This is a genomic window from Nocardia sp. PLKS1-43 (genome assembly GCF_059510335.1).
Genome location: NZ_JCAJZQ010000002.1, coordinates 755666 through 780169 on the forward strand (window position 1 = coordinate 755666; position 24504 = coordinate 780169).

Sequence of the window (24504 nt, forward strand, 5' to 3'; positions counted from 1 at the left end):
TTCGGGCACGGCCTGCTCGCCTAACCGAGCGAGATCCGGCCGGTGATGAGATCCATCAGGGGTTTACCCGGGGCGTATGCGCCGGTGAGCGAGGACATGGCGTGTCCGCTGTCGACGATGAGGGTGATTCCGCTGACCGCGCTCGCGGCGTCGCTGTTGAGGAAGACCATGGCGCTGCCCATCTGCTCGGGGACGTGCAGTGGCGCGCCGGTGGCGTCCCGGTAGTCCTGCGCGAAGGCGAGCCAGCTGTCGGCGTTGGCGCGGGCGAGCGGGGTGTCGGTCGGCCCCGGGCAGATGGCGTTGATTCGAATTCCCTTCTCCAGCATCGGGTATGCCCGTGTCGCCACATAGGCGTTGATCGCCTGCTTGCCGAAACCGTAGTGCATCGCGCCGGTGTCCTCGCGGGCCTGTACCCAGGCGTGCGCGGCCGCGTAGTCCGGGGTGTCCAGGAACTCCCGCAGCAACGACAGGTTGTTCTCCCATCCCATCCCGGCCACCGAGGAGATGAAGCAGATCGCCGATCCGCGCGGCAACCGCCCGGCCGCGAGCAACCGCTCGATCAGGTGGCGATGGCCGATGAAGTTCGCGCGCATCATATCCGGGCCGTCCGCGATGCCCGCCGCCGCGAAGACGGCGTGGATCGGGCCGGTCAGCGAATCCACCGCGGCATCGATCGAAGCGGGCTCCCGCAGATCGGCCGGGACGACGCGGTCCGTGGCGTAGCCGACGGGAGCGTTGTCCAGCACGGTGACGTGGGCGCCCAGATCTTTCGCGATATGCGCTGTCGCAGCGCCCATTCCGGTCGCGCCGCCGACGACGAGCACATTCTTGCCGTCGTACCGGAACTTGTCGATGTAACTCATGGTGTCCTCCGGTTCCGGATGTGGGCGAGGCGCTCCCGCGGCAGGTCGCCGGACCGCATCGATAAAACCTAACTTTTGTTCCAAACTATCGGCAGCCGGATCTTCGGTCAATAGCCCGGAAGGCGAAGATGGTCGCCGTAAACCGCTTTCACCCTGCATGATTCAGCTAGATGCAGCGTGAATACGCTAGCGAGGCGATCGGCTATCGAATCGAGAATCTCGATGACGTACCAAACATATGTTTAGGATTGACCGGTAACCGCCACTGCGCCCGCCTGTCATCCGGCGCGCGAGCCGATGATGGACAAGGCCACGCCCAGCAGGTACGCCACGAGGATCGCGGTGAACGCGACGTCCAGCGAAGACGCACCCGCGACGTTCAGCAGCGCGCCGAGAACCGCGACGCCGAACGCCCCGCCCGTCTGCCGCGCGGTGTTCAGCACTCCCGAAGCCAGGCCGAGCCGGTCCGCGGGTGCCCCCGCGAGGGCCGCGGCGGTCATCGACGGCATCGCCAGGGAGTTCAGGCCGATCGGCAGGGTGCACAGCACGAGCGCCCACACCGGTGCGTGAGCGGGCAGAATCGCGACCAGCAGTGCGCCGGTGGCCGCGCAGAGCAGCCCCGCGGTGATCGCGCGCCATTCGCCGAGGCGCGACACCACGCGAGCGGCGAGGAAGGCGGTCACTCCGGTGATGACCGTCATCGGCAGCATCGCGATTCCGGTCGGGAACGGGCCGAGGTGGTGGCTGTCGTGCAGGTCGATCGCGAGGCAGAACAGCGCGCCGTACAAGCAGAAGTTGAAGATCGCGCCGATCGTGATCGCCACCGGAAAGGTGCGGCGGCGGAACAGTGTCGGGTCCACCATCGGATGCCGCCCGCGAAATTGACTGACGCCGAACGCGACCGCGGACGCCGCGCCCACGCCGAACAGGACCAGCGGCACATCCGACAGCCATCCGGTCTGTCCCGCGAGGATGAATCCGCCGGTCAGCGACGCGAGGGTGGCGATCGCGAATATCTGGCCGATTCCGTCGAGCCGATGGCGATGCCGCCGGGTTTCGGCCACATGGCGGCGCAGCAGCCATGCGGTGACCGCGGCGACGGGCACGTTCACCAGGAAGATCGCACGCCAGTCCAGCGCCTCGGTGAGGACGCCGCCGAGGATCGGGCCACCGGCCAGCCCGATCCCGGACACCCCGCCCCAGACCGAGAGCGCCCGCCCGCGCTCGCGTGGGTCGGGGAATATGTGCGCGATCAGCGCCAGCGAGCACGGCATCAGCCAGGCCGCGCCGATGCCCTGCGCGATCCGCGCGACCACGAGCATCTCCATCGAGTTCGCCGCACAGCACACCGCGCTGCCCAGCCCGAAGATGCCGAGCCCGATCAGATAACCGGCCCGCGCGCCGATGCGGTCTGACAGCGCCCCAGCGGTCAACAACAGCGCCGCGAACGCCACCGTATATCCGTTGACGATCCACTGCGCGGCCGACAGACTGCCGTTGAGGTCCGAGATGATCGGTCCCAGAGCGACATTCACGATGGTCGCGTCCAGCGTGATCATGCCGAATCCGAGGCAGATCCCGGCCAGGCCGAGCCGTTCCGCGAGAGTGCCCGGGCGGGCCGGGGCGAGCGCTGAGTCCATATCCGCGATCGTGTGCCGGATCGGCCCGCGGGTCCACGACCGGTGTGCTGACGCTCATAGGCTGGGCCTAACAGAGCGGTTTACGCTGAACCGATGGAACTGCGGCAGCTGCGCTATTTCGTCGCCGTCGCCGAAGAACTGCACTTCGGCCGGGCCGCCGCACGGCTCTACATCGCGGCGCCGTCGCTGTCACAGCAGATCAAGGCGCTCGAGGCGAGTCTTGGGGTGACGCTGTTCGAACGGGATCGACGCCACGTCGAACTCACCTCGGCGGGAACGATGCTGTTGTCCGATGCCCGCGAGATCCTGTCGCTGGCCGCGGCCGCCGAGCGTCGCCTGGCGGGCGCCGCCGGACCACTGCGGCTCGGCTATGTCAGCTGGCTGCCCGACAAGTTGCTCTCCTCCCCCGGTTCGGATCCGCGGCTCGACGAGTGGGTGATGCCCAGTCATGTCCAGATCGGGCGGGTACTCGATGGCGGCCTGGACGCCGCCGTCGCCTGGGCCCCGCGCCGCGACGAGCGCCTCGACTACCGATTGCTCTGGGCCGAACCGCTTTTCGCCGTCACGACGCGCGCCGGCACGACTTCCGTCGCCGCCGAGGAGCTCACCGTGCTGGTCGACTCCGATCTCACGTCCTGGGATGCGTGGAATCAGTTCGCGACGGAGTTCGCCGAGTCGGTCGGATGCCGCCTGCTGCGCATCGATGACGGCGGCATCACCGGAGCCGCCTTCCATCAGCACTGCAAACGGCTCGGCGCGCCGGTGCTCGCCTCGCCCAAACGCCATCCGACTCCCCTGCCGGCAGGCCTGCGCGCGCGACCGATCCACGATCCGGCGCCGCTGTGGTGCTGGTCGCTGATCACCCGCGCCGACGAACAGCGCCCGGGCGTCGAATCCCTGCGCGCACACGCCGACCAGCTGGCCGCCGAGCTCTCGGCCGACGATCCCGGCGGGCCGGTCTGGGTCCCGGCGGCCGATCCACACCGGGACGCGCTATTCGGTGCGCGATCGCGGCCCGGTCTCCAAGCGCCAGGTCTGTAACAGGGGAACCAGATAGGTGCGGGCGAATTCGCGAGCCTTGTCGGTGTCCGGAAGCGGTATGACCGATGCCGGGGTTTCGATCAGCGACATCATCAACCGGGCGATCATCTCCCCGACGATCGCGATATCGAGATCCGCGGGTAGCTGTCCGGCGGTCTGCCGGCCCCGCAGATGGCTCGTCACCAACATCCGGGACATGGCGATGGCACTGTCGTTGGTGAGGAAATCGGTGAGTTCACCGGCGGCGACGTTCTTCATACGACAGTTGCTCCGGTGACGTAGCGCAGGCGCATATCCCAGATCGCGGCGCGCATGCCCAGCCGCACCACCGCGCGCGGGGTGAGCCGGTCGAGCACGGCCAGGCGGCGCTGCCAGCGGTCGAACCGGTCCTGTTCGGCGGCGGTCCAGTCGAAACCCAGCTTCTCGCGCAGCCGCGGCGGCAGATATCCCAGGGTCATGAACAGATCCCAGTCACCGAGCAGGATCTGGACCGGCCGCGGCAGGAAGTCCAGTCGCGCTATGCCGATGAGGAATTCGCGCATCCGGTCGTCGAATTCGAGCCGCTCGAGTTGCTCGTTCCAGTACCGGTCGAACGCCTCCCGGTCGGCGGGCCACATCTGCGGTGGCACCTGCAATGTGGTGGCGAATACCGATGCGGCCCGGTGCACGGCCTCGGGATCGTGATAGGTTCGCCCGCCGCGCAATCGGCGCGTGTCCAGGAACACCGCGGACATGCACGCGGCCACCCAGAGCTGTAGGTCCGGATCGAAAGCGTTGTAGGACACCGGGCTTCGCGATGTCGAGCGAACCTGGGCGTGCGCGGCGTTCACCGCCTCGCGATAGATCCGGCGATCGCGGGCGTTACCGGCGACGGCCACCGCGATGTACGTCATGGTGGTGCGCCCGCGCTTGATCGGATGTTTGTGCAGATTGCCGCTGTCCACCCGGCTCTCCATCACGCCGTAGGCGATTCCGGCGCGGGCGAGTTGCATGACGACGTTCGCCGCGCCGTAGGCAGGTGAGAGCCAGGCCGACATCTCGTCGGTCAGGAACAAGGTGTCCGCGGCGTCGGTCTCCTGCCGCGCGGTGCGGCGCGTCCGTGCACGTACCGGCTCTCGGCGCGAGGGCAGGCTCTCGGTCATATCGTGTCCTTCCCGGCTTCGTCGACGGGGCAGCGGCGGTCAGCGCGTTCCGGCGTTCGCTCGGTCGCCCGGAAGCAGGTCGGTGCGATGGGCGAACGGAGGGCGGACCCGGTCGGGCAGGACGCGGCCCAGCGCCCGGACGGTGGCCGCGGCGCGGTCGAAATTCCGCTCTCGCGCGGAATTCCACTCCGGGCCGATCCGCTCGCGCAATCGCGGCGGCAGCACCCCGACCGTGGTCAGCCGCGGCAGCGCCGCCAGCGGGATGGCGAATCCATTCCACACCTGCTGCGGCACAACGAGTTTCGGGGGCACTGGCATGGGCTTGCGGTCCAGGTCGATCAGTAGGTCGGTGGCGGCGTTGCGCTCGAGCACGTCGTCGACCGTATTGCGATAGTAGTCCCGGAACTGCGCCCGGGTGGCCGGGACGACCCGTTCGGGAATCCGCAGGACCGCGGCCGTATCCCGCCACTCCCGGAACAGCGCGTCCTCCCGCCCGGCGTCCACTGCGCCGTCGAAGATCCGGCGGACACCGGCCGGAACGGCGTATCCGGTGGCATGCACCCAGAGGTAGGCGTCATCCGCGCGAGGCCCTTGTACCGTTTCGGTATGAGCGGAACCGAGGCGGCCGGGTGGCCGGAGGGGCTGGCCGTCGGACAGGTCCGGGTGGCCCGGCCCACCGACAAACTGGGCGAGGTGGAAGCGTTCTATGCCGGTGTGATCGGCCTGCGGGTCCTGTACCGGTTCGAGAATCACGCGGGATACGACGGGGTGATGCTAGGGCTGCCGGGGACCGGCTATCACCTGGAATTCACCAGCCATGTGGACGGCAGCCCGTGCCCGGCGCCGACGGCGGACAACCTGCTGGTGCTGTACTTCCGCGGCGAGGCGGCGATGTACGAACTCGTCGAGCGCCTCGCCGCGGCCGGACACGAGCCGGTGCAGGCGGAAAACCCGTACTGGGCGGGCATCGGTGCGCTGACATTCGAGGATCCGGACGGCTGGCGCGTCGTGCTCGCCCCTCGGCCGGTGCTCTGATCGGGCCGAACCTGCCCCGGCTCAGTCGCCGGAATCCTCCGGATACCAACGTAATTCGACGGTGTTGCCGTCGGGATCGGCGACGTAGACCGAGATCGCCCGGCCTCGGGCGCCCCAGCGGGAAACCGGACCCTCCAGCACTGTGAATATGCCGGAGTCGATGACTTCCTGCCAGTCCAGGGGTTCGACCACCAAGCAGATGTGGTCCACATTCGCCTCGCCGCGCGGCATGTTCTGCAGGTCGATGACGGTGCGGTCGGTCACCCGGGCCGACGGGAACGGGACCTGCCCGGCACGCCACTCGTCGACTCTTTCGGGTGCCAAACCGAGTGTGTCGCAATAGAATTGCAGTGAGCGTTCGACATCCGAGACGTTCAGTACCACATGGTCGAAATCCACTACGCGCATGAGGACCTCCCCTCGTTCGGATTCGGTCCGTTCGAATTCTAATCCCGCCGCGCGGGCCTCGACAGGCGCGCGGCGGTCGCCCGCGCCCGGCTCAGCGCATGGGTGCGCACGGGGAATCAGGCCTTGCGCGCCACTCCGCAGAAGAACGCGACCTCGGCGTCGATTTCGGCCGCGGTCTCGGAACAGCCCACTTCGCACCGAGCCTCGGCCGGGGCCGGCCACAGCCTGCTGACGACCACTCCCGGCTCGACCAGCTCGAGGTCGCGGAAGAAGTGCGAGATCTGCGCGTGGGTGCGGGGGAACGCGTCCATCTTGTTGTTGCGATACACCTCGCCGACCTCGGCCAGCGCCGGATTCAGATCGGAGGTGACATAGGAATATCAACTGCCACTTGACAGTTGTCCAGCAGAACGGCTGTCCCCGGAACCGAGGCCACGGCCCCGAGGACATCCGCCCGGCCGTCCGGAGAATCGGACAGCGCCGGCGGAAACGCCCGGCGCTATCCGGCGGCCGGTGCCACCTCCGGCGAAACTCCCGCGCGCGCCGCGCCGCGCACCCGCGGCACGCCGAATACCGCGGCGCCGCAGAGGATCGCGATGACGAAACACGCCAGGGTGTACCAGATGTTGCCCACCGGACCGGCATTGCGCGCCCAGCCATGGGAGGCGTGCAGGAAATCCGGCAGGGCCGTCAGCCACAACACCGCCATGACACCCAGGTACACCCAGCTGTAGATCCGCACGACATCGTCCGAGAGCGCGGGAACCTCGCCGCGCCGCAGCCGCACCCACTGACGCACCAGCACGGGAATCGCGATGACGCTGACCACGACCAGTTCCGCGGCATAGAGCCAGCCGCGCACGGTGATGTTGTTCGCGCCGAGCACCGTGGCCGGAATCGGCAGCACCCCGGTGCCCGCCGAGCCGAGGATGCCGATCACGATGGTCCGCCACACCAGTTGCGGGCCATTGAATTCGCGTCCGGCGTCCACATGCCGCCCGACGAACAACTGTACGAAAAAGGCCAGAGACATCGGCCACAGCGCGGCGAAGACCACGACGCTGGACAGCGGAACCGAATCGAACATCGGCTGGTTGAGCGAATTTCCGGTGGACCACTCCCACCACTTCAGTTGCGGCCCCAGGTGATCGAAGATCTCGTAGAACGCGTGATGGACGAAACCGACGCAGATCGCGCCCACCAGCACACCGTATCGCCGGAAAACCCCCAGCATGCGCACGATTTCGAAGGCCAGCGTCGCCATGAACGGGTAGATCGCGACGATGTACAGCGGCAGCCGCCCCCACAGGAAGTCGACCGTGAACACGTTGTGCGCGAACATCGTGTCCACATGTCCGCTGATGCCGAAGGCGGCCGGGAAGTACAGCGGCGGCTCGATGATGAACAGATAGGCCGTCGCGCCCAGCCAGAGCACCAGGTTGGTGGGGTCGCCCTCGCGGCGCAGCCGCCGGATCGCGTGCACCAACGTCAGCACCGCGCCCAGAATGACGACGACCTCGAGTACCGGCAGGGTCCAGTTCTCCAGCCCGAACGGATTGCGGAATGCGACGAGCCCGCCCTCGGTCCGGCAGGAGAACCCCATCTCGGTCGCCAGCCGGGCGAATGTCGGCGAACAGTGATCGGACATGATTCCCCTTACTTCGACGAGGTCAATTCGGCTGTGTACCACAGGGTTACGTCATAACCCTCGTCGAAACGCCGGAACCACAGATCCGCGAGTTCGGGCAGATTCTCGTGTGCCGGATTGTGCCCCGGCATCTGGCTGCGCACGATTCCGCTCAACGCGACCAGTTGCTCCCGCAACGGCAATTCGGTGAACGCGCGCGGCATCGTCCCGTTATCCGGCACCCGCAACGGCGGAATCCACCGGCCCAACCGGCGGCGGTGCCGGTGCATGGCGAACATCGACAACGCGTCCACCTGCCGATCCTCCAGCGGCACATGGGCGTTGAAACCCTTGCAGGCGACGCGGATCACCTTCATCACGTGCCGGAAGATCGAAGGAGCCATCCGCATCCGGTAGACGTCGCTGCCCACGATCGAGTCGAAGATGATCAGCGCGGAGCTGCGGTGCTCGACCTCCTCCACGAAATGCCAGATGAACAGCGAGGCCACCCGATCGTCGCCGGGCGCGAACAGGGTCGCGTCGTTGTCCAGCATCAACTTGAACACCGGGGTGAAGGTGGCCTCGAGGTCCGCGGTGTAGGCCAGGCGGTAGTCCAGCGATGTCTTCGTGGTGAGCAGGTCGAATTCGCCGATCACCTCGTCCAGTGTCTCGCGCAGCCGCGGATACCGGCGGATCAGGCCGTTGACGTGCTGGCGGTGCGCGGTCGAATGCTGCCCCTCCTGGCGCACGAACGCATCGGCCTCCTCGGCCACCGCGGGATCGGTGATTCGCGGCATCGCCTCGCGAATCATGTTCACGATCATCTTCTCGAAGCCGATCGCCAGGAAGGACACCGCGTTCGCCATGGACGAGAAGGCCGGATTCTTCTCGTTCCACAGGAACGGGACATCGTAGTCCGCGAATGCGAATCGCATCTTGCGGACATGTAGGTCGGTCACCTGCTCTACCTCCGTTGTTCGTCCGGGGCACCGTTGCCCGCGCAGGCCGCTGGACAAGACGATCATACATAGCGACGTATGTTTGTATGATTGTATTCGCGTGGAACGCCGGCACCGGAATCGGGTGCGTTCCCTGGTAGCGTCGAGGGCCGATTCGATCGGGGGATCCCCCGCGACACCGGTTCGAGCCGAGAAAGCAGGGCTGTGGCACGACGACGCGGATGGGGCGGGAGCCCACCGAGCAGTGACGAGGAGGCATCCCGGCGCATCGTCGCCGCGGCCGTGGAATTGATCGGGCGCACCGGCTCGGAGGTCAACATCGCCGAGGTCGCCGAAGTGCTCGGCGTCACCCGGCAGACGGTGTACCGCTACTTCCCGAGTTCGGACGCGCTGATGCGGGCCGCGGCGTTCGCCTCGGTGGACGGCTTCCTGGATCGGCTCGCCCGGCGGGTCAGGGGTATCGACGACCCGGTCGAGGCGCTGATCGAGGGGGTCGTCTTCACGCTGTCCGAGGTCCGCTCCACTCCGCACCTGGGCATCCTGCTGTCGAGCACGTACTCCAATCCGCAGCCCGAGAGTCTGACCTCCGAGGAGGCCCAGGCCTTCGGCATGACGATGATCCGGCGCTTCGACGTCGACTGGGAACAGCACGGCTACGACGACCCCGCGCTGGCCGAACTCGTGGAGTACCTGCTGCGCACGATGCAGTCGTTCTTCCTCGCACCGGGCAGTCCGCCGCGCGGCGGCGAGGAACTGCGGCGCTATCTACGGCGCTGGATGGGCACAGCGATCCGGGCGCAGACCACATTTCGCGACCCGTCCGGACGTCCCCCGGGGGCGTCGTTCGAGGATACGGGCCAGTAACACTCATACGCCGTGCACATATCCACCAACAGGGTGCAGACTACGCACAACCAAATGTCGTAAGGCCGTGAAAGGAGTCGGCGAGTGTTCAGCCGCATCGCCATCGTGAACCGAGGTGAGGCCGCCATGCGGCTCATCCACGCCGCTCGAGATCTGGCCGCGGAAACGGGGCAGGCGATCGAAACCATTGCCCTCTATACCGATGTCGACCGGAACGCGACCTTCGTGCGCGAGGCCGACATCGCCTACGACCTGGGCCCGGCCTCGGCGCGCCCGTACCTGGACCTCAAGGCGCTCGAGCGCGCCCTGATCGCGACCAAGGCCGATTCCGCTTGGGTCGGTTGGGGTTTCGTCGCCGAGGACCCTGCCTTCGCGGAACTGTGCGAGCAGATCGGCATCACCTTCATCGGGCCCGACGCGGAGGCCATGCGCAAACTCGGCGACAAGATCGGCGCCAAGCTGATCGCCGAGGAGGTCGGTGTCCCGGTCGCGCCGTGGAGCCGCGGCGCGGTCGAATCCGTCGACGCGGCCGTCGCCGCCGCGGGCGAGATCGGCTACCCGCTGATGCTCAAGGCGACCGCGGGCGGTGGCGGGCGCGGTATCCGCGTCATCACCAACGAGGCCGATCTGATCGACGCCTACGAGCGCACCAGCCAGGAGGCCGCCCGTGCCTTCGGTAGCGGCGTGGTGTTCCTGGAGCGCCTGGTCACCGGAGCCCGGCACGTCGAGGTCCAGGTGATCGCGGACGGTCAGGGCACCGCGTGGGCACTGGGCGTGCGCGACTGCTCGGTGCAGCGGCGCAACCAGAAGATCATCGAGGAATCGGCCTCGCCGGTGCTCAGCGCCGAACAGGCCGCCGAACTCAAGGCCTCGGCCGAGCGGCTCGCGGTGACGGTCGGCTATCGCGGCGCGGCCACGGTCGAATTCCTCTACCACCCCGGCGAGAAGCTGTTCGCCTTCCTCGAGGTCAACACCCGGCTTCAGGTCGAGCACCCGATCACCGAATCCACCACCGGATTCGACCTGGTCCGCGCGCAGTTGCTGGTCGCCTCCGGCGGCAAGCTCGAGGGTGAGCCCCCGGCCGAGCGCGGTCACGCCATCGAGGCCCGGCTCAACGCCGAGGACCCCGACCGCGATTTCGCGCCCGCGCCAGGCCGCATCGCGCGCCTGGACCTGCCCGCGGGGCCGGGCATCCGGGTCGACACCGGCGTCAGCGAGGGCGACACGATTCCGGCCGCCTTCGACTCGATGATCGCCAAGATCATCGCCTACGGCCGCAACCGCGACGAGGCCCTGGGCCGGTTGCGTCGCGCGGTGGGGCAGACCCGCGTCGTCATCGAGGGCGGCGCGACCAACAAGAGCTTCGTGCTCGATCTGCTGAACCAGCCCGAGGTGATCGACGCCAGCGCCGACACCGGCTGGATCGACCGCGTGCGCGGCGAGGGACGACTGGTCTCGCACCGGCACTCCGCCATCGCGCTGGCCGCCGCCGCCATCGACGCCTACGAGGAGGAGGAGCGCGTCGAGCAGCACCGGCTGCTGTCCACCGCCTCGGGTGGACGTCCGCAGGTGCAGCACGAGAGCGGCCGTCCGCTGGATCTGAAGCTGCGCGGGGTCACCTACCGCGTGCGGGTCGCCCGCATCGGTGCGCACCGGTTCCGGATCGGGATCGAGGTCGGTGACGAGATCCGTACCGCCGCAGTCGATCTCGAGCGTTTCGACAGCCACACCGGACATATCGTGGTCAACGGCGCCCGCTATCGCCTGATCACCGGCACCCACGGGCCGACCAGCCTGATCGATGTCGAGGGCGTCACCCACCGGATCAGCCGGGACGAGGGCGGCGTCGTCCGCTCCCCCGCGCCCGCGCTGGTCGTCGCGATGCCGCTGGCGATCGGCGACGAGGTCGAGGCCGGCGCCCCCGTGCTCGTACTGGAGAGCATGAAGATGGAGACGGTGCTGCGCGCGCCGTTCCGCGCCCGGGTCAAGGAGTGCGGCGTCTCGGTCGGCAGCCAGGTCGAGACCGGCGCACCGCTGCTGCGCCTGGAACCGCTGGCCGAGGACGGCGAGGCGCCCGAGGCAGCCTCGACCGGCGCGGTCGAGCTGGACCTGCCCAGCGAGCCGGATTCGGTGCGGCCGGACGAGCGCCTCGCTCGCGGGCTGCAGGATCTGCGCAGTCTGCTGCTGGGCTTCGATGTCGACCCGCACGACGAGAGCCGCGTGGTCGAGGACTACCTGGCCGCGCGCCGGGCCTCGATCGCGAACAACCACCGGCCGCTCGCCGAGGAAATCGAACTCGTGCAGATGTTCGCCGACCTCACCGAACTGAGCCACAACCGGTCCTTGGACGAGGAGGGCGAGCACGGCCACGTGCACAGCGCCCGCGAATACTTCCACACCTATCTGCAGAGCCTGGACGTCGAACGCGCCGGACTGCCCGAGGCGTATCGGGCGCGGCTGTCCCGCGCCCTGGCGCACTACGGGGTCACCGACCTGGACCGCACCCCCGATCTCGAGGGCGCGGTGTTCCGGATCTTCCTGGCCCAGCAGCGGCCGTCGGACACCGTCACGGCCGTCACCACGCTGTTGCGCGAGTGGCTGCGCGAGCCGGTGCCGGACCGCGTGCTGCGCGAGCCGGTCGGCCTGGCGCTCGAGCGTCTGGTCGCCGCGACGCAGGTGCGGTTCCCGGTGATCTCCGACCTCGCCCGCGGTCTGGTGTACGCCTGGTACGGCCAGCCGCTGCTGCGGCGCAACCGCGCCCGGGTTTACACCAACGTTCGTAAACACCTGCGGCACTTGGACGCTCACCCGGACTCGCCGGATCGCGCCGAGCGCATCGCCGAGACGGTACGCAGCACCGAACCGCTGGTGCGCCTGCTGGGTCAGCGCCTGGTACGCGGCAACCTGGACAACTCGGTCATGCTCGAGGTGCTGACCCGCCGGTACTACGGCAACAAGGGCCTGAGCGATGTGCGCACCCAGCAGGTCGGCGACTGCAACTTCGTGATCGCCGAGCGTCGCGGCACCAGCCTGGTCTCGGCCGCGGTGAGCTTCGACGCGCTGGACACCGTGCTGCGCGGCCTGGCCGAACTGGCGACCGGCACGATGTCCATCGAGGCCGACATCTACCTCGGCTGGGAGCGTCAGCCCGAGGACTTCGACGAGATGGCCTCGGCGCTGCAGGAGGTTCTGGCCGCGCACCCGCTGCCGAACCAGGTGCACCGAATCACCGCCACCGTCGCCGGCAGCGGCGGCGCGGTCATGCACCACCACTTCACCTTCCGCCCCACCTCGACCGGTATGACCGAGGAGCGGCTGATCCGCGGACTGCATCCGTACATCGCGGAGCGGATGCAGATGAAGCGGCTGCGCAAGTTCGACCTGACCCGGTTGCCGTCCTCGGACGACGACGAGGTGTACCTGTTCCGCGCCGTCGCGAAGGAGAACCCCGCCGACGAGCGGCTCGTGGCCTTCGCCCAGGTCCGCGACCTGACGCCGCTGCGCGAACACGACGGACGGCTGCTCGCTCTGCCGACCGCCGAGGCCACCATCGCGACCTGCCTCGACTCGATCCGCCGCGCGCAGTCCCGGCGGCGCTCGGCCAAGCGGTTCAACACCAACCGCATTGTGATGTACATCTGGCCGCCGATCGATCTGACCGCCGCGGAGTTCGCGACGATCGTCGAGCGCGTCGAGCCGACCACGGTCGGCGCCGGTCTGGAGGAGATCCTGATCATCGCCCGCGAGCGTGATCAGGAGACCGGTGAGCTGAACAAGGTCGCCATCCGGATCTGCTTCAACGCCACCGGCGGCACCGAGACGATCGTCGGCGAGCGGACCGACGAGGCCGTCGAACCGCTCGACGAGTACCGGCAGAAGGTGCTGCGCGCGAGCAGCCGCAACACCGTCTACCCGTACGAATTGACCGCTCTGCTGGGCGATTTCACCGAGTACGACCTCGACGACCAGCACGCGCTGGTGCCGGTCGACCGGCCGCGCGGCCACAACACCGCGGCGATCGTCGCGGGTGTGGTGAGCACGCCGACCGAGCGGCATCCGCAGGGACTGACCCGCGTCGTCCTGCTCGGCGATCCGACCAAATCCCTCGGCGCGCTGTCCGAACCGGAATGCCGCCGGGTGATCGCCGCCCTGGATCTGGCGGAAAAGCTCGACGTTCCGCTGGAGTGGTACACGCTGTCCTCCGGCGCCCGGATCGCGATGAATTCCGGTACCGAGAACATGGACTGGGTTGCCGCGGCGCTCAAGCGGATCGTCGAGTTCACCCAGTCCGGCCGCGAGATCAACATCGTGGTCACCGGCATCAACGTCGGCGCTCAGCCGTACTGGAACGCCGAGGCCACCATGTTGATGCACACCCGCGGAATCCTGGTCATGACACCGGATTCCACGATGGTGCTGACCGGTAAGCAGGCGCTGGACTTCTCCGGCGGTGTCTCCGCCGAGGACAACTTCGGCATCGGCGGCTACGACCGGGTGATGGGCCCCAACGGCCAGGCGCAGTACTGGGCGCCGAACCTGGCCGCGGCGCGCGGCATCCTGATGTCGCACTACGACCACACCTACATCGCGCCGGGCGAGCAGTCGCCCCGGCGAGCACAGACCGGCGACCCGGTCGATCGCGACATCTCCGAATACCCGCACGTGTTGGCGGACAGCGATTTCAGCACCGTCGGTGAGATCTTCTCCACCGCGAGCAACCCGGATCGCAAGAAGCCCTTCGATATTCGGACCGTCATGCGGGCGCTGTCGGATCAGGACCACCCGGTGCTCGAGCGCTGGGCGGGAATGGCCGACGCCGAAACGGCCGTCGTGCAGGACGCGCACCTCGGCGGAATTCCGGTGTGCCTGCTGGGTATCGAGTCGCGCGGCGTGCCGCGGCGCGGCTTCACCCCGACCGACGGTCCGGACACCTACACCGCGGGCACGTTGTTCCCGCAGTCGTCCAAGAAGGCCGCGCGGGCGATCAACGCGGCCAGCGGCAACCGGCCGCTGGTCGTGCTGGCGAACCTGTCCGGCTTCGACGGATCGCCCGAGTCGATGCGCAAGCTGCAGCTCGAATACGGCGCCGAGATCGGCCGGGCGATCGTGAACTTCGAAGGGCCCATCGTGTTCTGCGTGATCTCGCGCTATCACGGCGGCGCGTTCGTGGTGTTCTCCAAGGCGCTCAACCCGAATATGACGGTGCTGGCGCTGGAGGGTTCGTTCGCCTCGGTGCTCGGTGGCGCACCGGCCGCGGCCGTGGTGTTCGCCGGTGAGGTCGACACCCGTACCGCGACCGACCCGCGGGTGCGGGAGCTGGAGGCGCGCGCGAGCAACGCCACCGGCGCGGACCGGGCCGCCCTGACCGCCGAACTGGACGAGACCCGGACCTCGGTCCGGGCCGAGAAGCTCGGTGAGGTGGCCGCGGAATTCGATCGCGTGCACAGCATTCAGCGCGCGGTGGAGGTCGGTTCGGTGGACGCGATCGTGCGTCCGGCGGAACTGCGGCCGCAGATCATCCAGGCGATCGAGGCTCGGCTGTCGAACTGAGATCCGCTCCCCGGACGTGATATTCGCGTCCGGCAGGCCCGGCGTCGCGCCCATCGAATCGTTTTCGGTGGGCGCGACGCCGTATTCGTCAGGAGATTCCCGTGAGCAAGTACACCCACGGCCATCACGAGACGGTGCTGCGCTCGCACCGGCAGCGCACCGCGGCCAATTCCGCCGCCTATCTGCTGCCGCACCTGAATCCGGACGACGCGCTGTTGGACATCGGCGCCGGACCGGGAACGATCACGCTCGATCTGGCCGGCCGGGTGCGGCGGGTCACGGCCACCGAGATCGGCGAGGCCGAACTGGCGCTGTCCCGGGAGCTGGCCGCCGCACGCGGCGTCACCGATATCGAATTCAGCGTGCAGGACGTGCACGAGCTGACCTTCGCGGACGGTTCTTTCGATGTCGTGCACGCACACCAGGTGCTGCAGCACGTGGCGAATCCCGTTGCGGCGCTGGGCGAGATGATGCGGGTCGCCCGCCCGGGCGGGCTCGTCGCCGCACGGGACGCCGATTACGCCGGATTCGTCTGGTGGCCGGCACTTCCCGAACTCGACGAGTGGTTGCGGCTGTACCGCACGGCCGCGCGCGCCAACGGCGGTGAGCCCGACGCGGGCCGCCGGATGTTGTCCTGGGCGCGGGCCGCGGGCGCCACCGATATCACGGCGACCTCGTCCACCTGGTGCTATGCCACGCCCGAGGATCGAGGCGAGTGGGGCGGCATGTGGGCCGCGCGGATCGTCGAATCCGCCCTGGCGCGGCAACTGGTCGACTCCGGCCTCGCGAACACCGCGGACCTGCGACGCATCAGCGGCGCTTGGCGGCAGTGGGCCGATGCCGAGGACGGATGGATGTCGATCGTGCACGGCGAGATATTGATTCACGTGCCCGCGCAATAGTGTTGCGCCGCAGCACAATCGCTGTTCGAGGCACTATCCGGACACGAATTCCCTGCCGCCACTGACGATTCGCGTGGTCCGGCCGCAGATCTCGCTGTGATCAAGACCCTTCGTGTTGCTCACCCATAACCCGCCGCGGTCCGTCATTATGGGGATCTGATTTTGCTGGTTCGGGTTTCGGAAGTTGTGAGTGGCGTAGTGGCGGGTTCGAAGTCGGTCCGATCCTCGGGCTGGGTGAAGATTGCGGTATCGGTACTGGTCCTGGTGGTCGCCGCGGTGTCGTGGTGGATCAGCAACGGCAAGACCACCGGTTCGGGGTCGGCCACCGGCAAGGCGTCCACGGCACTGGCGCAGCTGGCCAAGTTGACCGTCGCCCCCGAGGACACCGGCAACACCTACAACCGCGACGACTGGCCGCACTGGGCCGGGCAGGGCAAGAGCTGCGACACCCGCGAGATCGCCCTGCAGCGCCAGGGCACCGATGTCAAGACCGACGCCCAGTGCCGTGCCGTGTCGGGTACCTGGGTCTCGGCCTACGACGGCGTGGTCATCCACGACGCCGGTGAAACCGACCTGGACCATGTCGTCCCGCTCGCCGAGGCCGCCCGCTCCGGCACCCGCAACTGGACCAAGGACCAACGCAAGGCCTTCGCCAACGATCTCGACCAACTCCAGGTCGTCTCCGCGCGCTCCAACCGGCAGAAGGGCGATCAGGACCCCGCCCACTGGCTGCCCGAAAAAGACAGCTGCGCGTACACCGTCAAATGGGTGGCCACGAAAACCAAGTACCACCTGACCATCGACAAGGCCGAACACGACGCCATCAACGGCGTCCTGACACACTGCACCAGCTGATCCCACGTTCGGCCGGCCGGAATCGACAGCGCACGCCCAACGGTAGGCGTCCCCGAAATATGTTTCGCCACTTCATCGTTCCGGTGGGCAACACGCTCGGGAGGCCGACGGCCGAAGTGGCGCAGCCCATTGCGGCTCGCCGGATGTAACTCCTTGCCGCAGCATGGTTTCCGGCCGAGATCAGACCGCGAGAGCGGGTGGCGGTAGCACCGATCGGATGAACTGTGCGGCGGCCCGGTAAGCGAGCCGCGATTCCGGGATCAGAGCGGGGAGGGCCTGGAACACGTGCATCTGGTCCGGCCAGTTCTGCAGCGTGCACGGGGTGCCGGTGGCGGACCAGCGGCGGGCCAGGGTGGTGGCGTCCGCGCCGAAGAATTCGGCGTCGCTGGTATGGATCAGAGCCGGGGGCAGTCGCATGCCCGGTTCGGGACACAGGGCCAGCGGAGTTCTGGTGAAGTGAGCTATCGCCTTGCGGGACACCGGAATCGAAAGCAGGCCCTCGCGGCGAGCGCCCGGGTGGCCGATCGCCAAGCCGAGGCTCAGATCCGCCATCGGCGAGAACAGCACCAGAGCCGCGGGCGGGGGCTGGCCCGCGCGGGCGAGATCGATGGCCAGTTGAGCGGCCAGGAAACCGCCCGCCGAATCGCCCGCCACGATGATCCGGTCCGCGGACCCGACCTGGGCCAGAAGCCGGCGGTAGGCCGCCGAAACATCCTGTGCCGCAGCGGGAAAGGGGTGTTCGGGCGCGAGCCGGTAATCGACGCTGAAAACCGGCATCCGGGTTGCGGTGGACAGCCGCGAAACCACGCCGCGATAGGCGGAGGCCGAGCCCGCGACGAATCCGCCGCCGTGGACGTACAGCATGACGTGCTCGGCCCTGGTCACCCGCGGACCGCGCACCCACTCACCGTGCACGCGTTCACCGTTCACCGAACCACCCCGGACGCGCTCGACCTGCGTGCCGCGCAATATCGGTGCGGCCGTGCGCAACATCTGGTCGATCACCGGACGCGCCAGCAGCAACGTCCGGGCGTCGACCGGGGCGAGCGCGGCCAGCCGGCGCACGGTCAGCGCGGACACCCGGCGCACCGCCCGCGCGCGCACCGAGCCGCGGACGACCTCGGTCCCGGTCATACGACGCTCCCGGGCCGATTCGTGAACGGCGGCTCTGCCGCGACACTCTTCATCAGGCGACCGTACAAGACCACAAATTACATTGCAATGTTGCAGACACGTCAGCGGCTCAGATCGGTCGCATGCTCCAGCCGCGCCAGCTTCTCGGGGTTGCGCACGGCGTAGAGCCCGGTGATCCGTCCCTCGTCGATGCGCACCGCCAGCACCGTGTCGATCTCGTCGTCGAACTTCAGGATCAATGCCGGGTAACCGTTGACCTCGACAGGCTCGGGCTGCAGGCCCGCCTCGATCAGGCCGGCGAACCTGCCTCGGCGCGCGGCCAGCAGCCGGGCCACCTTCCGGGCCCCCGTGATGGGCCGCGATATGGTCTGCCGGAGCCCGCCGCCATCGCCGACCAGCACCACATCGGGCGCGAGAATGTCCAGCAGGCCCTGCATATCTCCGGTCCGGACCGCCCGCTCGAACGCCTCGAGCGCGGTCCGCGTCTGGGCCGGGGAGACCATCTCGCGGGGCCGCCGGGCCGCGACGTGCGCGCGGGCGCGGTGCGCGATCTGCCGCACCGCGGCCGGGGTCTTGCCGACGGCCTCGGCGATCTCGTCGTAGGCCAGATCGAACACCTCGCGCAGTACGAACACCGCCCGCTCGGTGGGCGCGAGCGTTTCGAGCACGAGCAGCATCGCCATCGACACGCTCTCCGCGAATTCCACGTCCGCGGCGACATCGGGCGAGGTCAGCAGCGGTTCGGGCAACCAGGACCCAACATAGGACTCCCGGCGGCGGCCCATGGTGCGCAACCTGGTCAGGGCCTGGCGAGTGGTGATCCGCACCAGATACGCGCGCTGATCGCGAACCTGTTCCAACTCGACGCCGACCCACCGCAGCCACGTCTCCTGCAACACGTCCTCGGCGTCCGCCGCCGAGCCGAGCATCTCGTAGGCCACGGTGAACAACAGATTGCGATGGGCGAGAAAGGCTTCGGTCGCCGGGTCGGCCCGTCCCGCCGCGGGCTCCCCATCGTGCGAATCAGTGCCGCTCATCGACGCTCCTATCAGCTCGGTCCGAATCGCGTGGTCCGGCGAACTCCGATCCCGCACGGTCTGTGCCATCGAATCGAATCGCATACGCGTCGCCCACCAGACGCCGGTCCCCCTCGATCTGTGACAGCCACCGGGAGTGACGGTCGTCACCTGGGCCGATCTGTCACATCGCCCGGGCCGCCGACGTCGAATGCGCGACTCGAGCGCGGTGCCGGTATCGAGCCGGACCCGCGAAATATTCACCAAGGAGACATCATGAACCTCGCACTGTGGATCGCCGCCGGAGTACTTGCCACCGTGGCACTGTTCGGCGGGATCACCAAGACCTTCGTGCCGAGAGAGAAACTGGCCCAGGCGCCCGGCGGCGGCTGGACCGGGCACGCCACGACCGGCTTCGTCAAGAGCCTGGGAATCCTGGAGATCCTCGCCGCGGCCGGATTGATCCTGCCCGCCGCGCTCGATATCGCAGTGCTGGTGCCGGTGACCGCGGTGTGCTGGGTGGCGCTGATGATCGGCGCGATCATCACCCACCTTCGCCACGACGAGGCCAAGGTCGTGACGGTCAACGTGATCTACCTGGCGATCGCGGTCTTCGTGGCCACCGGGCGCCTGTGAGCGCACACAACCGATCGTTGTGTCATGCCGCCTCGCGGTTGTTTGATTCCCTTGTGCGCGAACTGGTTTCATGCACCACGTCAACGTCGGGTTGTTCGAACGAGGTGGTGCGCGGGTGCGTGGGACGGGTGAGTCGCTGGGACGCCGATTCAACTGGTTGTGGACGGCATACGCGGTCAGCGCGTACGGATCGGGCCTCGGTTTCGGCGCGTTGCCGCTGATCGCGGTGCGTGTCCTGCACGCCGGGCCCGCGCGGGTGTCGGCGCTGTCCGCCGCGGGCCTGACAGTGGGCGCGCTGATCGCGGTGCCGCTGGGTCCGTGGATGGAATTCCGCCGCAAACGCCCGGTGATGATGACGATGGATCTGGTCCGGTTCGGGGTACTGGCCACGATCCCGCTCGCCTTCGCGCTGGGCGTGCTCGGCTTCGCGCAACTGCTCATCGTCTCGGTGGTGACCGCGGCGTCGGAGATCACCTTCAAGGCCGCGAGCGGCGCATATCTGAAAAGCCTTGTCCCGAAGGAGAATCTGCTCGTCGCCAACGCGCGATTCGAATCGACGACCTGGACCGCGCAGACGATCGGGCCTCCGCTCGGCGGCGCGGCCATGGGGCTGCTGGGCCCCGTGGTGACCGTCGTCATCGATGCGACGAGCTATCTGTTGTCCGCGCTGAGTATCAGGGCGATCGGCGGCGAACCGCGGCCGGCCCGCGATCGGTCCGCCGGAATGCGACCGGCGGATCTGCTGGACGGCTGGCGCTGCCTGTTCGAACACCCCCGGCTGCGACTCCTGCTGGCCAACAGCGCGCTGACCGCCGGACTGATCCTCGCCGCCGAACCGCCCCTGATCGTGCTGATGGTCGGTCCTCTGGGTTTCGCGCCCTGGCAGTACGGACTCGCCTTCGCCATACCGTGTGCCGGTGGTCTGATCGGAGCCCGCCTGTCCCGGCCGCTCGCACAGCGGTTCGGCCGACATCGCGTCATGCTCGGCGCCGGCATCCTGCGTGCTGTCTGGCCGGTCGGGCTGGCGTTCATCGGGCCGGGCATCCCCGGCCTGGTCCTGGTCATCGTGATCGAGCTGGGGCTGATCCTGTGCATGGGGATATTCATGCCGCTGCTGGCCACCTACCGCCTCGAACAGCTGGGCTCCGACCGCGTCGCCCGCGCGCTGTCGGCCTGGACGATCACCCAGCGCGCCACCACCGCGACCCTCACCGCCCTCGGCGGTGTCCTCGCATCGCTCACCACCCCGCGCACCGCCATCGCCGTCGCCGGAGTCCTGCTGCTCGCGACTCCCCTCCTCCTGCCCCGCCGCGAGCACGCCGAAAGCCTTGGCGATGAATCTCGAAGCCAGGATCATCCGGACCGGAAACCGACCCCGGCCGAGGTTCGACCCCGAGGCGGAGCATCGTCTCCGCCGGCCGGTGCGCAGCCGAATGCGCTGCGGCGGAATAGGTGACGCGGGGAACACCGTTGACTCCGCACATGAGACTCGGAGTCGCACTCGCGCACACGGCCGTCACCAACTACGTCGAGGAGATCATCCAGCAGGCGCGAGCCGCCGCGGAGCGCGGCGTGGGCTCGGTGTGGTTCGGGCAGCGGATGGACTACGACTCGCCGATGCTGGCCGCGATCGTGGGCCGTGAACTACCCGGACTACAGGTCGGCACCTCGGCGATTCCGGTGATCGGCCGCCATCCGCTGCTGATCTCCGCGCAAGCCCAGACCGCGCAGGCCGCCACCAACGGCCGGTACCACCTCGGCCTCGCTCTCGGATCAGCCCTTGCCGCAGGCGCTTTCGGCGCGCAGTTCGACCGCCCGATCGCCCGGCTGCGCGAATTCCTCACCGCGCTGCGCGAACTCCTCGACACCGGGAGCGCGGATTTCCGCGGCGAACTGTTCACCGTCACCCCGCCTCTGCCCACCGCGGTGATCGGGGCACAGCCGCGGGTTCCGGTGCTGGTGGCCGCCATGGGCCCGCAGGCACTGCGCGTGAGCGGCGAACTCGCCGACGGCATCCTGCCGTACCTGGCCGGGCCGCGGACGCTCGGCGACCACATCGTTCCCGTGGTCACCGAATCGGCCGGGACGGCGCCGCGCGTCGTCGCCTTCGTGCCGGGCGTGGTGACCTCCGACATCGAGGGCGCCCGCGCCAAGGCCGTCGAGCAGCTCGCCTTCTACGAACAGGTGCCGTCGTACCGCAGGGTCATCGAACTCGAAGGCGCTACCCGGGCCGCCGATCTGGCCGTCATCGGGAACGAGGAGACCGTCGCCGCCGCAATCCAGCGCTATTTCGACGCGGGCGCCACCGAGGTCGTACTCACCGCCACCGATCTGGCAGGCCCCGACGACCAGCGCCGGACCTGGCAGTTGCTCGGCGAACTCACCGGACATTAGCCGAGGGCCACAGGAGTTCATGTCGGTCATTCACGCTCGGAGGTTGAAAAGAGATTTCGAGCAAATCCGGCGATAGGCGCTTATTTCGCCTATTTCACTATTCGCACCGCCCGGCGCTGAGATTACCGAATCGGCGGTGACCAGCACACGAGGTGCAGCCAAATTGTTTTCGGCGCATCCGGCACGTCGGCACGCGATGACCGGCTCGATTGATGACAATGCTGCGCATGACGGACACGGCCATGAGCGGGTTGGTAAATCGGCAGGCGGACCGCGTTCACGATGAATCGCGGCCCCGGCAGGGATTCCGGCCCGATATCGAGGGTTTACGAGCGATTGCCGTCGTCGCCGTCGTGCTGTTTCATGCGGGTATCCCCGGGTTCGGCGGCGGATTCGTCGGCGTGGACGTCTTTTTCGTGATATCCGGCTTTCTGATCACCGGAATTCTGTGCCGGGAAGTAACAGCCACCGGCACTGTCGAATTGGCCCGGTTCTACGGCGCCCGTGCTCGCCGGCTGCTCCCCGCGGCCGGCATCGTGGTGATCGCCACCGCGATCGCCGCGGTGGTGCTGCTGCCGCCGTTGCGGGCCCGCCAGGTCCTCGGCGACGGAATCGCCGGCGCGCTGTACGTCGGGAACTACCGGCTGGCGCTGCGCGGCACCGACTATCTCGCCGCGGACACGCCGCCCTCGCCGTTCGAGCACTTCTGGTCACTCGGCGTGGAGGAGCAGTTCTATCTGGTGTGGCCGGTGCTCATCATCGCGACGGCGTGGCTCGTGCGGCGCCGCCGCGGCGGATCGAACACACCGCTTCCCTACCTGATCGTCCTCGCGGTGGTCGCCGCGCTCTCGTTCACGATCTCCCTGATCTGGACCGGCGCGCTGCCGCCGTGGGCGTTCTTCTCGCTGCCCTCGCGGGCGTGGGAATTGGCCATCGGCGGTCTGGTGGCGCTCGCTGTCACCGCGTGGTCGCGGTTGCCGCGATCGGTGGCCGCACTCGCCGGCTGGATCGGGCTGGTTCTGGTCGTGCTGGCCTGTGCCCACTTCGACGGCCGGACACCGTATCCCGGCAGCGCGGCCCTCGCGCCGGTGGTGGGCGCGGCCCTGATGATCGTATCCGGTTGCGCCGAAACACGTTTCGGAGTCGGCCGGCTGCTGGCCCAGGATTGGGTGCGGGCGATCGGCGCACTGTCCTACACCTGGTACCTGTGGCACTGGCCGGTGCTGCTGCTGGCGCCACATCTGCTCGGCCACCCACTCGGAACGGTCGGCTCGTTCGGTGCGATCGTGATGGCCGCCGGACTCGCCATGCTCACCAAGTGGACCATCGAGAATCCGGTCCGCTTCGCCGCGCCGTTGCGGAACTCGGCCGTCCGCAGCCTCGCGTGCGGCGGCGTGTGCACGATGGTCACCACAGGTGTGGTGCTGTGTGCGCTCGTATTCGTCCCCGCCCCGGTCGGGCACGGCACGGCCGCGCCGTCCCTCGTTCTCACCGCACCTCGGATACCGGCCGCACCCGCGGCCGACCCGCGCGACGAGGCGGTTGGGCAGCTGATGAGCCGGGCGCAGGCCGCGGTCGCCGCCTCGGCCGAAATCCGTTCCGTACCTTCGAATCTCACTCCCACGCTCGACGATGCGCCCGGCGACAAGGCCGACGTTTTCTCCAACGGCTGCGTACGTTCGTGGCGCGATGTGGGCCAGGCCGAGTGCGCCTCGGGTGATCCGAACTCGCCCACCACGGTGGCCCTGGTGGGCGACTCGCACGCGGCGATGTGGAATCCGGCGCTCGAGCCGATCGCCGCGGCGCGGCACTGGCGGCTGGAGACGATGGCCAAGGTGACCTGCCCCCTGATGGACCTGCCCATCACCAGCCCCTATCTGGGCCGGGAGTACACCGAATGTGAGCAATGGCGCGGCCAGGTGCTCGACCGGCTGCGGACCGAACACCCGCGGTTGATCGTGGTGGACATGTCCCGGCGCTACGGCGGCGACTTCGGCTTCGTCTCCTACGACCGCGCCTGGATCGACGGCCTGGCCCGCCTGGTCGCCCGGCTGCGCACGCTCGGTTCGGCCGTACTCGTGCTCGGGCCGATCCCCGATCCGCACACCACGGTGCCGGCGTGCCTGTCCGAGCACATCGACGATGCCACCGCGTGCGCCCCCGCGCGCCCGGCCGGGGTGAACGCCCCGGGAGTCTCCGCCGAACAGGCCGCGACCACGGCCGGCGGCGGGCAGTACACCGATCTGACCCCGATGTTCTGCACCGCCGTCCGCTGCCCGGTCATCGTCGGCAACACCCTGGTGTTCCGCGACGACAATCACCTCACGGTCGGCTACGCCCGGACCCTCGGGCCGGTGATCGGCGCACTCACCGATCGCGCCCTCGCCCGCGAATGAGAGTTCCGGTCGTCGCGGCGGTTGCCGGCATCGCGCCCACCC

Annotated in this window: 20 protein-coding genes and 1 pseudogene; 10 read left to right on the plus strand and 11 right to left on the minus strand. The window is 68.4% G+C overall.

Annotation, left to right across the window (positions count from 1 at the left end; translation table 11 throughout):
• Positions 1–20: 20 nt before the first annotated feature.
• Entirely contained in the window at positions 21–863 is an 843-nt protein-coding gene (locus AC5WS7_RS11350; protein WP_495954373.1) for an SDR family oxidoreductase, read from the minus strand.
• A gap of 278 nt (positions 864–1141) precedes the next feature.
• Positions 1142–2503 (minus strand): DHA2 family efflux MFS transporter permease subunit, encoded by a 1362-nt coding sequence (locus tag AC5WS7_RS11355; RefSeq protein ID WP_495954374.1) that lies wholly within the window; start codon positions 2501–2503, stop codon positions 1142–1144.
• A 93-nt stretch (positions 2504–2596) separates the two neighbouring features.
• Between AC5WS7_RS11355 and AC5WS7_RS11360 the strand changes: the two genes are divergently transcribed.
• Positions 2597–3544: a LysR family transcriptional regulator gene (locus AC5WS7_RS11360; RefSeq protein WP_495954375.1), complete on the plus strand. Its 948-nt coding sequence runs from the start codon at positions 2597–2599 to the stop codon at positions 3542–3544.
• Here the strand turns inward: AC5WS7_RS11360 and AC5WS7_RS11365 are convergent.
• From AC5WS7_RS11365 to AC5WS7_RS11375, 3 genes are read right to left on the minus strand one after another with little or no spacing between them, the layout of a single operon-like run.
• Entirely contained in the window at positions 3497–3802 is a 306-nt protein-coding gene (locus AC5WS7_RS11365) for a hypothetical protein (protein ID WP_495954376.1), read from the minus strand. The genes AC5WS7_RS11360 and AC5WS7_RS11365 overlap by 48 nt on opposite strands.
• The gene (locus tag AC5WS7_RS11370; protein ID WP_495954377.1) at positions 3799–4686 is read right to left on the minus strand and encodes an oxygenase MpaB family protein; all 888 of its coding nucleotides are present in this window, start codon (positions 4684–4686) and stop codon (positions 3799–3801) included. Before AC5WS7_RS11370 ends, AC5WS7_RS11365 begins: the two co-directional genes overlap by 4 nt.
• Positions 4687–4725: 39 nt before the next feature.
• Positions 4726–5394, minus strand: a complete 669-nt coding sequence (locus AC5WS7_RS11375) for an oxygenase MpaB family protein (protein ID WP_495954542.1) — start codon at positions 5392–5394, stop codon at positions 4726–4728.
• Here AC5WS7_RS11375 and AC5WS7_RS11380 point away from each other — a divergent pair.
• Positions 5293–5721, plus strand: a complete 429-nt coding sequence (locus AC5WS7_RS11380) for a VOC family protein (protein ID WP_495954378.1) — start codon at positions 5293–5295, stop codon at positions 5719–5721. The two genes, AC5WS7_RS11375 and AC5WS7_RS11380, sit on opposite strands and share 102 nt — an antisense overlap.
• A gap of 21 nt (positions 5722–5742) precedes the next feature.
• Here AC5WS7_RS11380 and AC5WS7_RS11385 read toward each other — a convergent pair whose 3' ends face one another.
• The 4 genes and pseudogenes from AC5WS7_RS11385 to AC5WS7_RS11400 form a co-directional block, all read right to left on the minus strand.
• Entirely contained in the window at positions 5743–6129 is a 387-nt protein-coding gene (locus AC5WS7_RS11385; RefSeq protein WP_495954379.1) for a VOC family protein, read from the minus strand.
• 116 nt (positions 6130–6245) lie between these two features.
• A pseudogene (locus tag AC5WS7_RS11390) lies at positions 6246–6494 on the minus strand (SAM-dependent methyltransferase); the annotation flags it as partial.
• Between the two features lie 134 nt (positions 6495–6628).
• Entirely contained in the window at positions 6629–7777 is a 1149-nt protein-coding gene (locus AC5WS7_RS11395) for a DUF7802 domain-containing protein (protein ID WP_495954380.1), read from the minus strand.
• An 8-nt stretch (positions 7778–7785) separates the two neighbouring features.
• A complete protein-coding gene (locus tag AC5WS7_RS11400; protein WP_495954381.1) occupies positions 7786–8715 on the minus strand; it encodes a metal-dependent hydrolase in 930 nt (309 codons plus the stop codon).
• A 204-nt stretch (positions 8716–8919) separates the two neighbouring features.
• Between AC5WS7_RS11400 and AC5WS7_RS11405 the strand changes: the two genes are divergently transcribed.
• The 4 genes from AC5WS7_RS11405 to AC5WS7_RS11420 all read left to right on the plus strand — a co-directional run bounded on the left by AC5WS7_RS11405 (position 8920) and on the right by AC5WS7_RS11420 (position 16886).
• A complete protein-coding gene (locus tag AC5WS7_RS11405) occupies positions 8920–9579 on the plus strand; it encodes a TetR/AcrR family transcriptional regulator (protein ID WP_495954382.1) in 660 nt (219 codons plus the stop codon).
• Positions 9580–9663: 84 nt separating this feature from the next.
• Positions 9664–15129, plus strand: a complete 5466-nt coding sequence (locus AC5WS7_RS11410) for an ATP-binding protein (protein WP_495954383.1) — start codon at positions 9664–9666, stop codon at positions 15127–15129.
• A gap of 101 nt (positions 15130–15230) precedes the next feature.
• Positions 15231–16031: a class I SAM-dependent methyltransferase gene (locus AC5WS7_RS11415; RefSeq protein ID WP_495954384.1), complete on the plus strand. Its 801-nt coding sequence runs from the start codon at positions 15231–15233 to the stop codon at positions 16029–16031.
• Between the two features lie 234 nt (positions 16032–16265).
• Positions 16266–16886 carry an HNH endonuclease family protein gene (locus tag AC5WS7_RS11420; RefSeq protein ID WP_495954385.1) on the plus strand — a complete coding sequence of 207 codons (621 nt, stop codon included), beginning with the start codon at positions 16266–16268 and terminating at the stop codon, positions 16884–16886.
• A gap of 180 nt (positions 16887–17066) precedes the next feature.
• On the opposite strand, the gene AC5WS7_RS11425 is transcribed toward AC5WS7_RS11420, so the two are convergent.
• Together AC5WS7_RS11425 and AC5WS7_RS11430 are read right to left on the minus strand one after the other, a co-directional pair.
• Positions 17067–18020 carry an alpha/beta hydrolase gene (locus AC5WS7_RS11425; protein WP_495954386.1) on the minus strand — a complete coding sequence of 318 codons (954 nt, stop codon included), beginning with the start codon at positions 18018–18020 and terminating at the stop codon, positions 17067–17069.
• A 101-nt stretch (positions 18021–18121) separates the two neighbouring features.
• On the minus strand, positions 18122–19057 hold the full coding sequence (locus AC5WS7_RS11430) for an RNA polymerase sigma-70 factor (RefSeq protein WP_495954387.1): 936 nt from the start codon (positions 19055–19057) through the stop codon (positions 18122–18124).
• 255 nt (positions 19058–19312) lie between these two features.
• Here AC5WS7_RS11430 and AC5WS7_RS11435 point away from each other — a divergent pair, with 255 nt between their 5' ends.
• The 4 genes from AC5WS7_RS11435 (at position 19313) to AC5WS7_RS11450 (ending at position 24462) form a co-directional block, all read left to right on the plus strand.
• On the plus strand, positions 19313–19672 hold the full coding sequence (locus AC5WS7_RS11435; protein ID WP_495954388.1) for a DoxX family protein: 360 nt from the start codon (positions 19313–19315) through the stop codon (positions 19670–19672).
• A gap of 115 nt (positions 19673–19787) precedes the next feature.
• Positions 19788–21128 carry an MFS transporter gene (locus AC5WS7_RS11440; RefSeq protein ID WP_495954389.1) on the plus strand — a complete coding sequence of 447 codons (1341 nt, stop codon included), beginning with the start codon at positions 19788–19790 and terminating at the stop codon, positions 21126–21128.
• Positions 21129–21154: 26 nt separating this feature from the next.
• Positions 21155–22066: a TIGR03564 family F420-dependent LLM class oxidoreductase gene (locus AC5WS7_RS11445; RefSeq protein WP_495954390.1), complete on the plus strand. Its 912-nt coding sequence runs from the start codon at positions 21155–21157 to the stop codon at positions 22064–22066.
• 242 nt (positions 22067–22308) lie between these two features.
• The gene (locus tag AC5WS7_RS11450; protein WP_495954391.1) at positions 22309–24462 is read left to right on the plus strand and encodes an acyltransferase family protein; all 2154 of its coding nucleotides are present in this window, start codon (positions 22309–22311) and stop codon (positions 24460–24462) included.
• The last annotated feature ends 42 nt before the right edge of the window (positions 24463–24504 follow it).

What these genes read in the sequence shown, in the direction of transcription:
- AC5WS7_RS11350 (WP_495954373.1), bottom strand. Translation starts at nt 863, where the DNA reads ATGAGTTACATCGACAAGTTCCGGTACGACGGCAAGAATGTGCTCGTC.
- AC5WS7_RS11355 (WP_495954374.1), bottom strand. Translation starts at nt 2,503, where the DNA reads ATGGACTCAGCGCTCGCCCCGGCCCGCCCGGGCACTCTCGCGGAACGG.
- AC5WS7_RS11360 (WP_495954375.1), top strand. Translation starts at nt 2,597, where the DNA reads ATGGAACTGCGGCAGCTGCGCTATTTCGTCGCCGTCGCCGAAGAACTG.
- AC5WS7_RS11365 (WP_495954376.1), bottom strand. Translation starts at nt 3,802, where the DNA reads ATGAAGAACGTCGCCGCCGGTGAACTCACCGATTTCCTCACCAACGAC.
- AC5WS7_RS11370 (WP_495954377.1), bottom strand. Translation starts at nt 4,686, where the DNA reads ATGACCGAGAGCCTGCCCTCGCGCCGAGAGCCGGTACGTGCACGGACG.
- AC5WS7_RS11380 (WP_495954378.1), top strand. Translation starts at nt 5,293, where the DNA reads ATGAGCGGAACCGAGGCGGCCGGGTGGCCGGAGGGGCTGGCCGTCGGA.
- AC5WS7_RS11385 (WP_495954379.1), bottom strand. Translation starts at nt 6,129, where the DNA reads ATGCGCGTAGTGGATTTCGACCATGTGGTACTGAACGTCTCGGATGTC.
- AC5WS7_RS11395 (WP_495954380.1), bottom strand. Translation starts at nt 7,777, where the DNA reads ATGTCCGATCACTGTTCGCCGACATTCGCCCGGCTGGCGACCGAGATG.
- AC5WS7_RS11425 (WP_495954386.1), bottom strand. Translation starts at nt 18,020, where the DNA reads ATGACCGGGACCGAGGTCGTCCGCGGCTCGGTGCGCGCGCGGGCGGTG.
- AC5WS7_RS11430 (WP_495954387.1), bottom strand. Translation starts at nt 19,057, where the DNA reads ATGAGCGGCACTGATTCGCACGATGGGGAGCCCGCGGCGGGACGGGCC.
- AC5WS7_RS11435 (WP_495954388.1), top strand. Translation starts at nt 19,313, where the DNA reads ATGAACCTCGCACTGTGGATCGCCGCCGGAGTACTTGCCACCGTGGCA.
- AC5WS7_RS11445 (WP_495954390.1), top strand. Translation starts at nt 21,155, where the DNA reads ATGAGACTCGGAGTCGCACTCGCGCACACGGCCGTCACCAACTACGTC.
- AC5WS7_RS11450 (WP_495954391.1), top strand. Translation starts at nt 22,309, where the DNA reads ATGAGCGGGTTGGTAAATCGGCAGGCGGACCGCGTTCACGATGAATCG.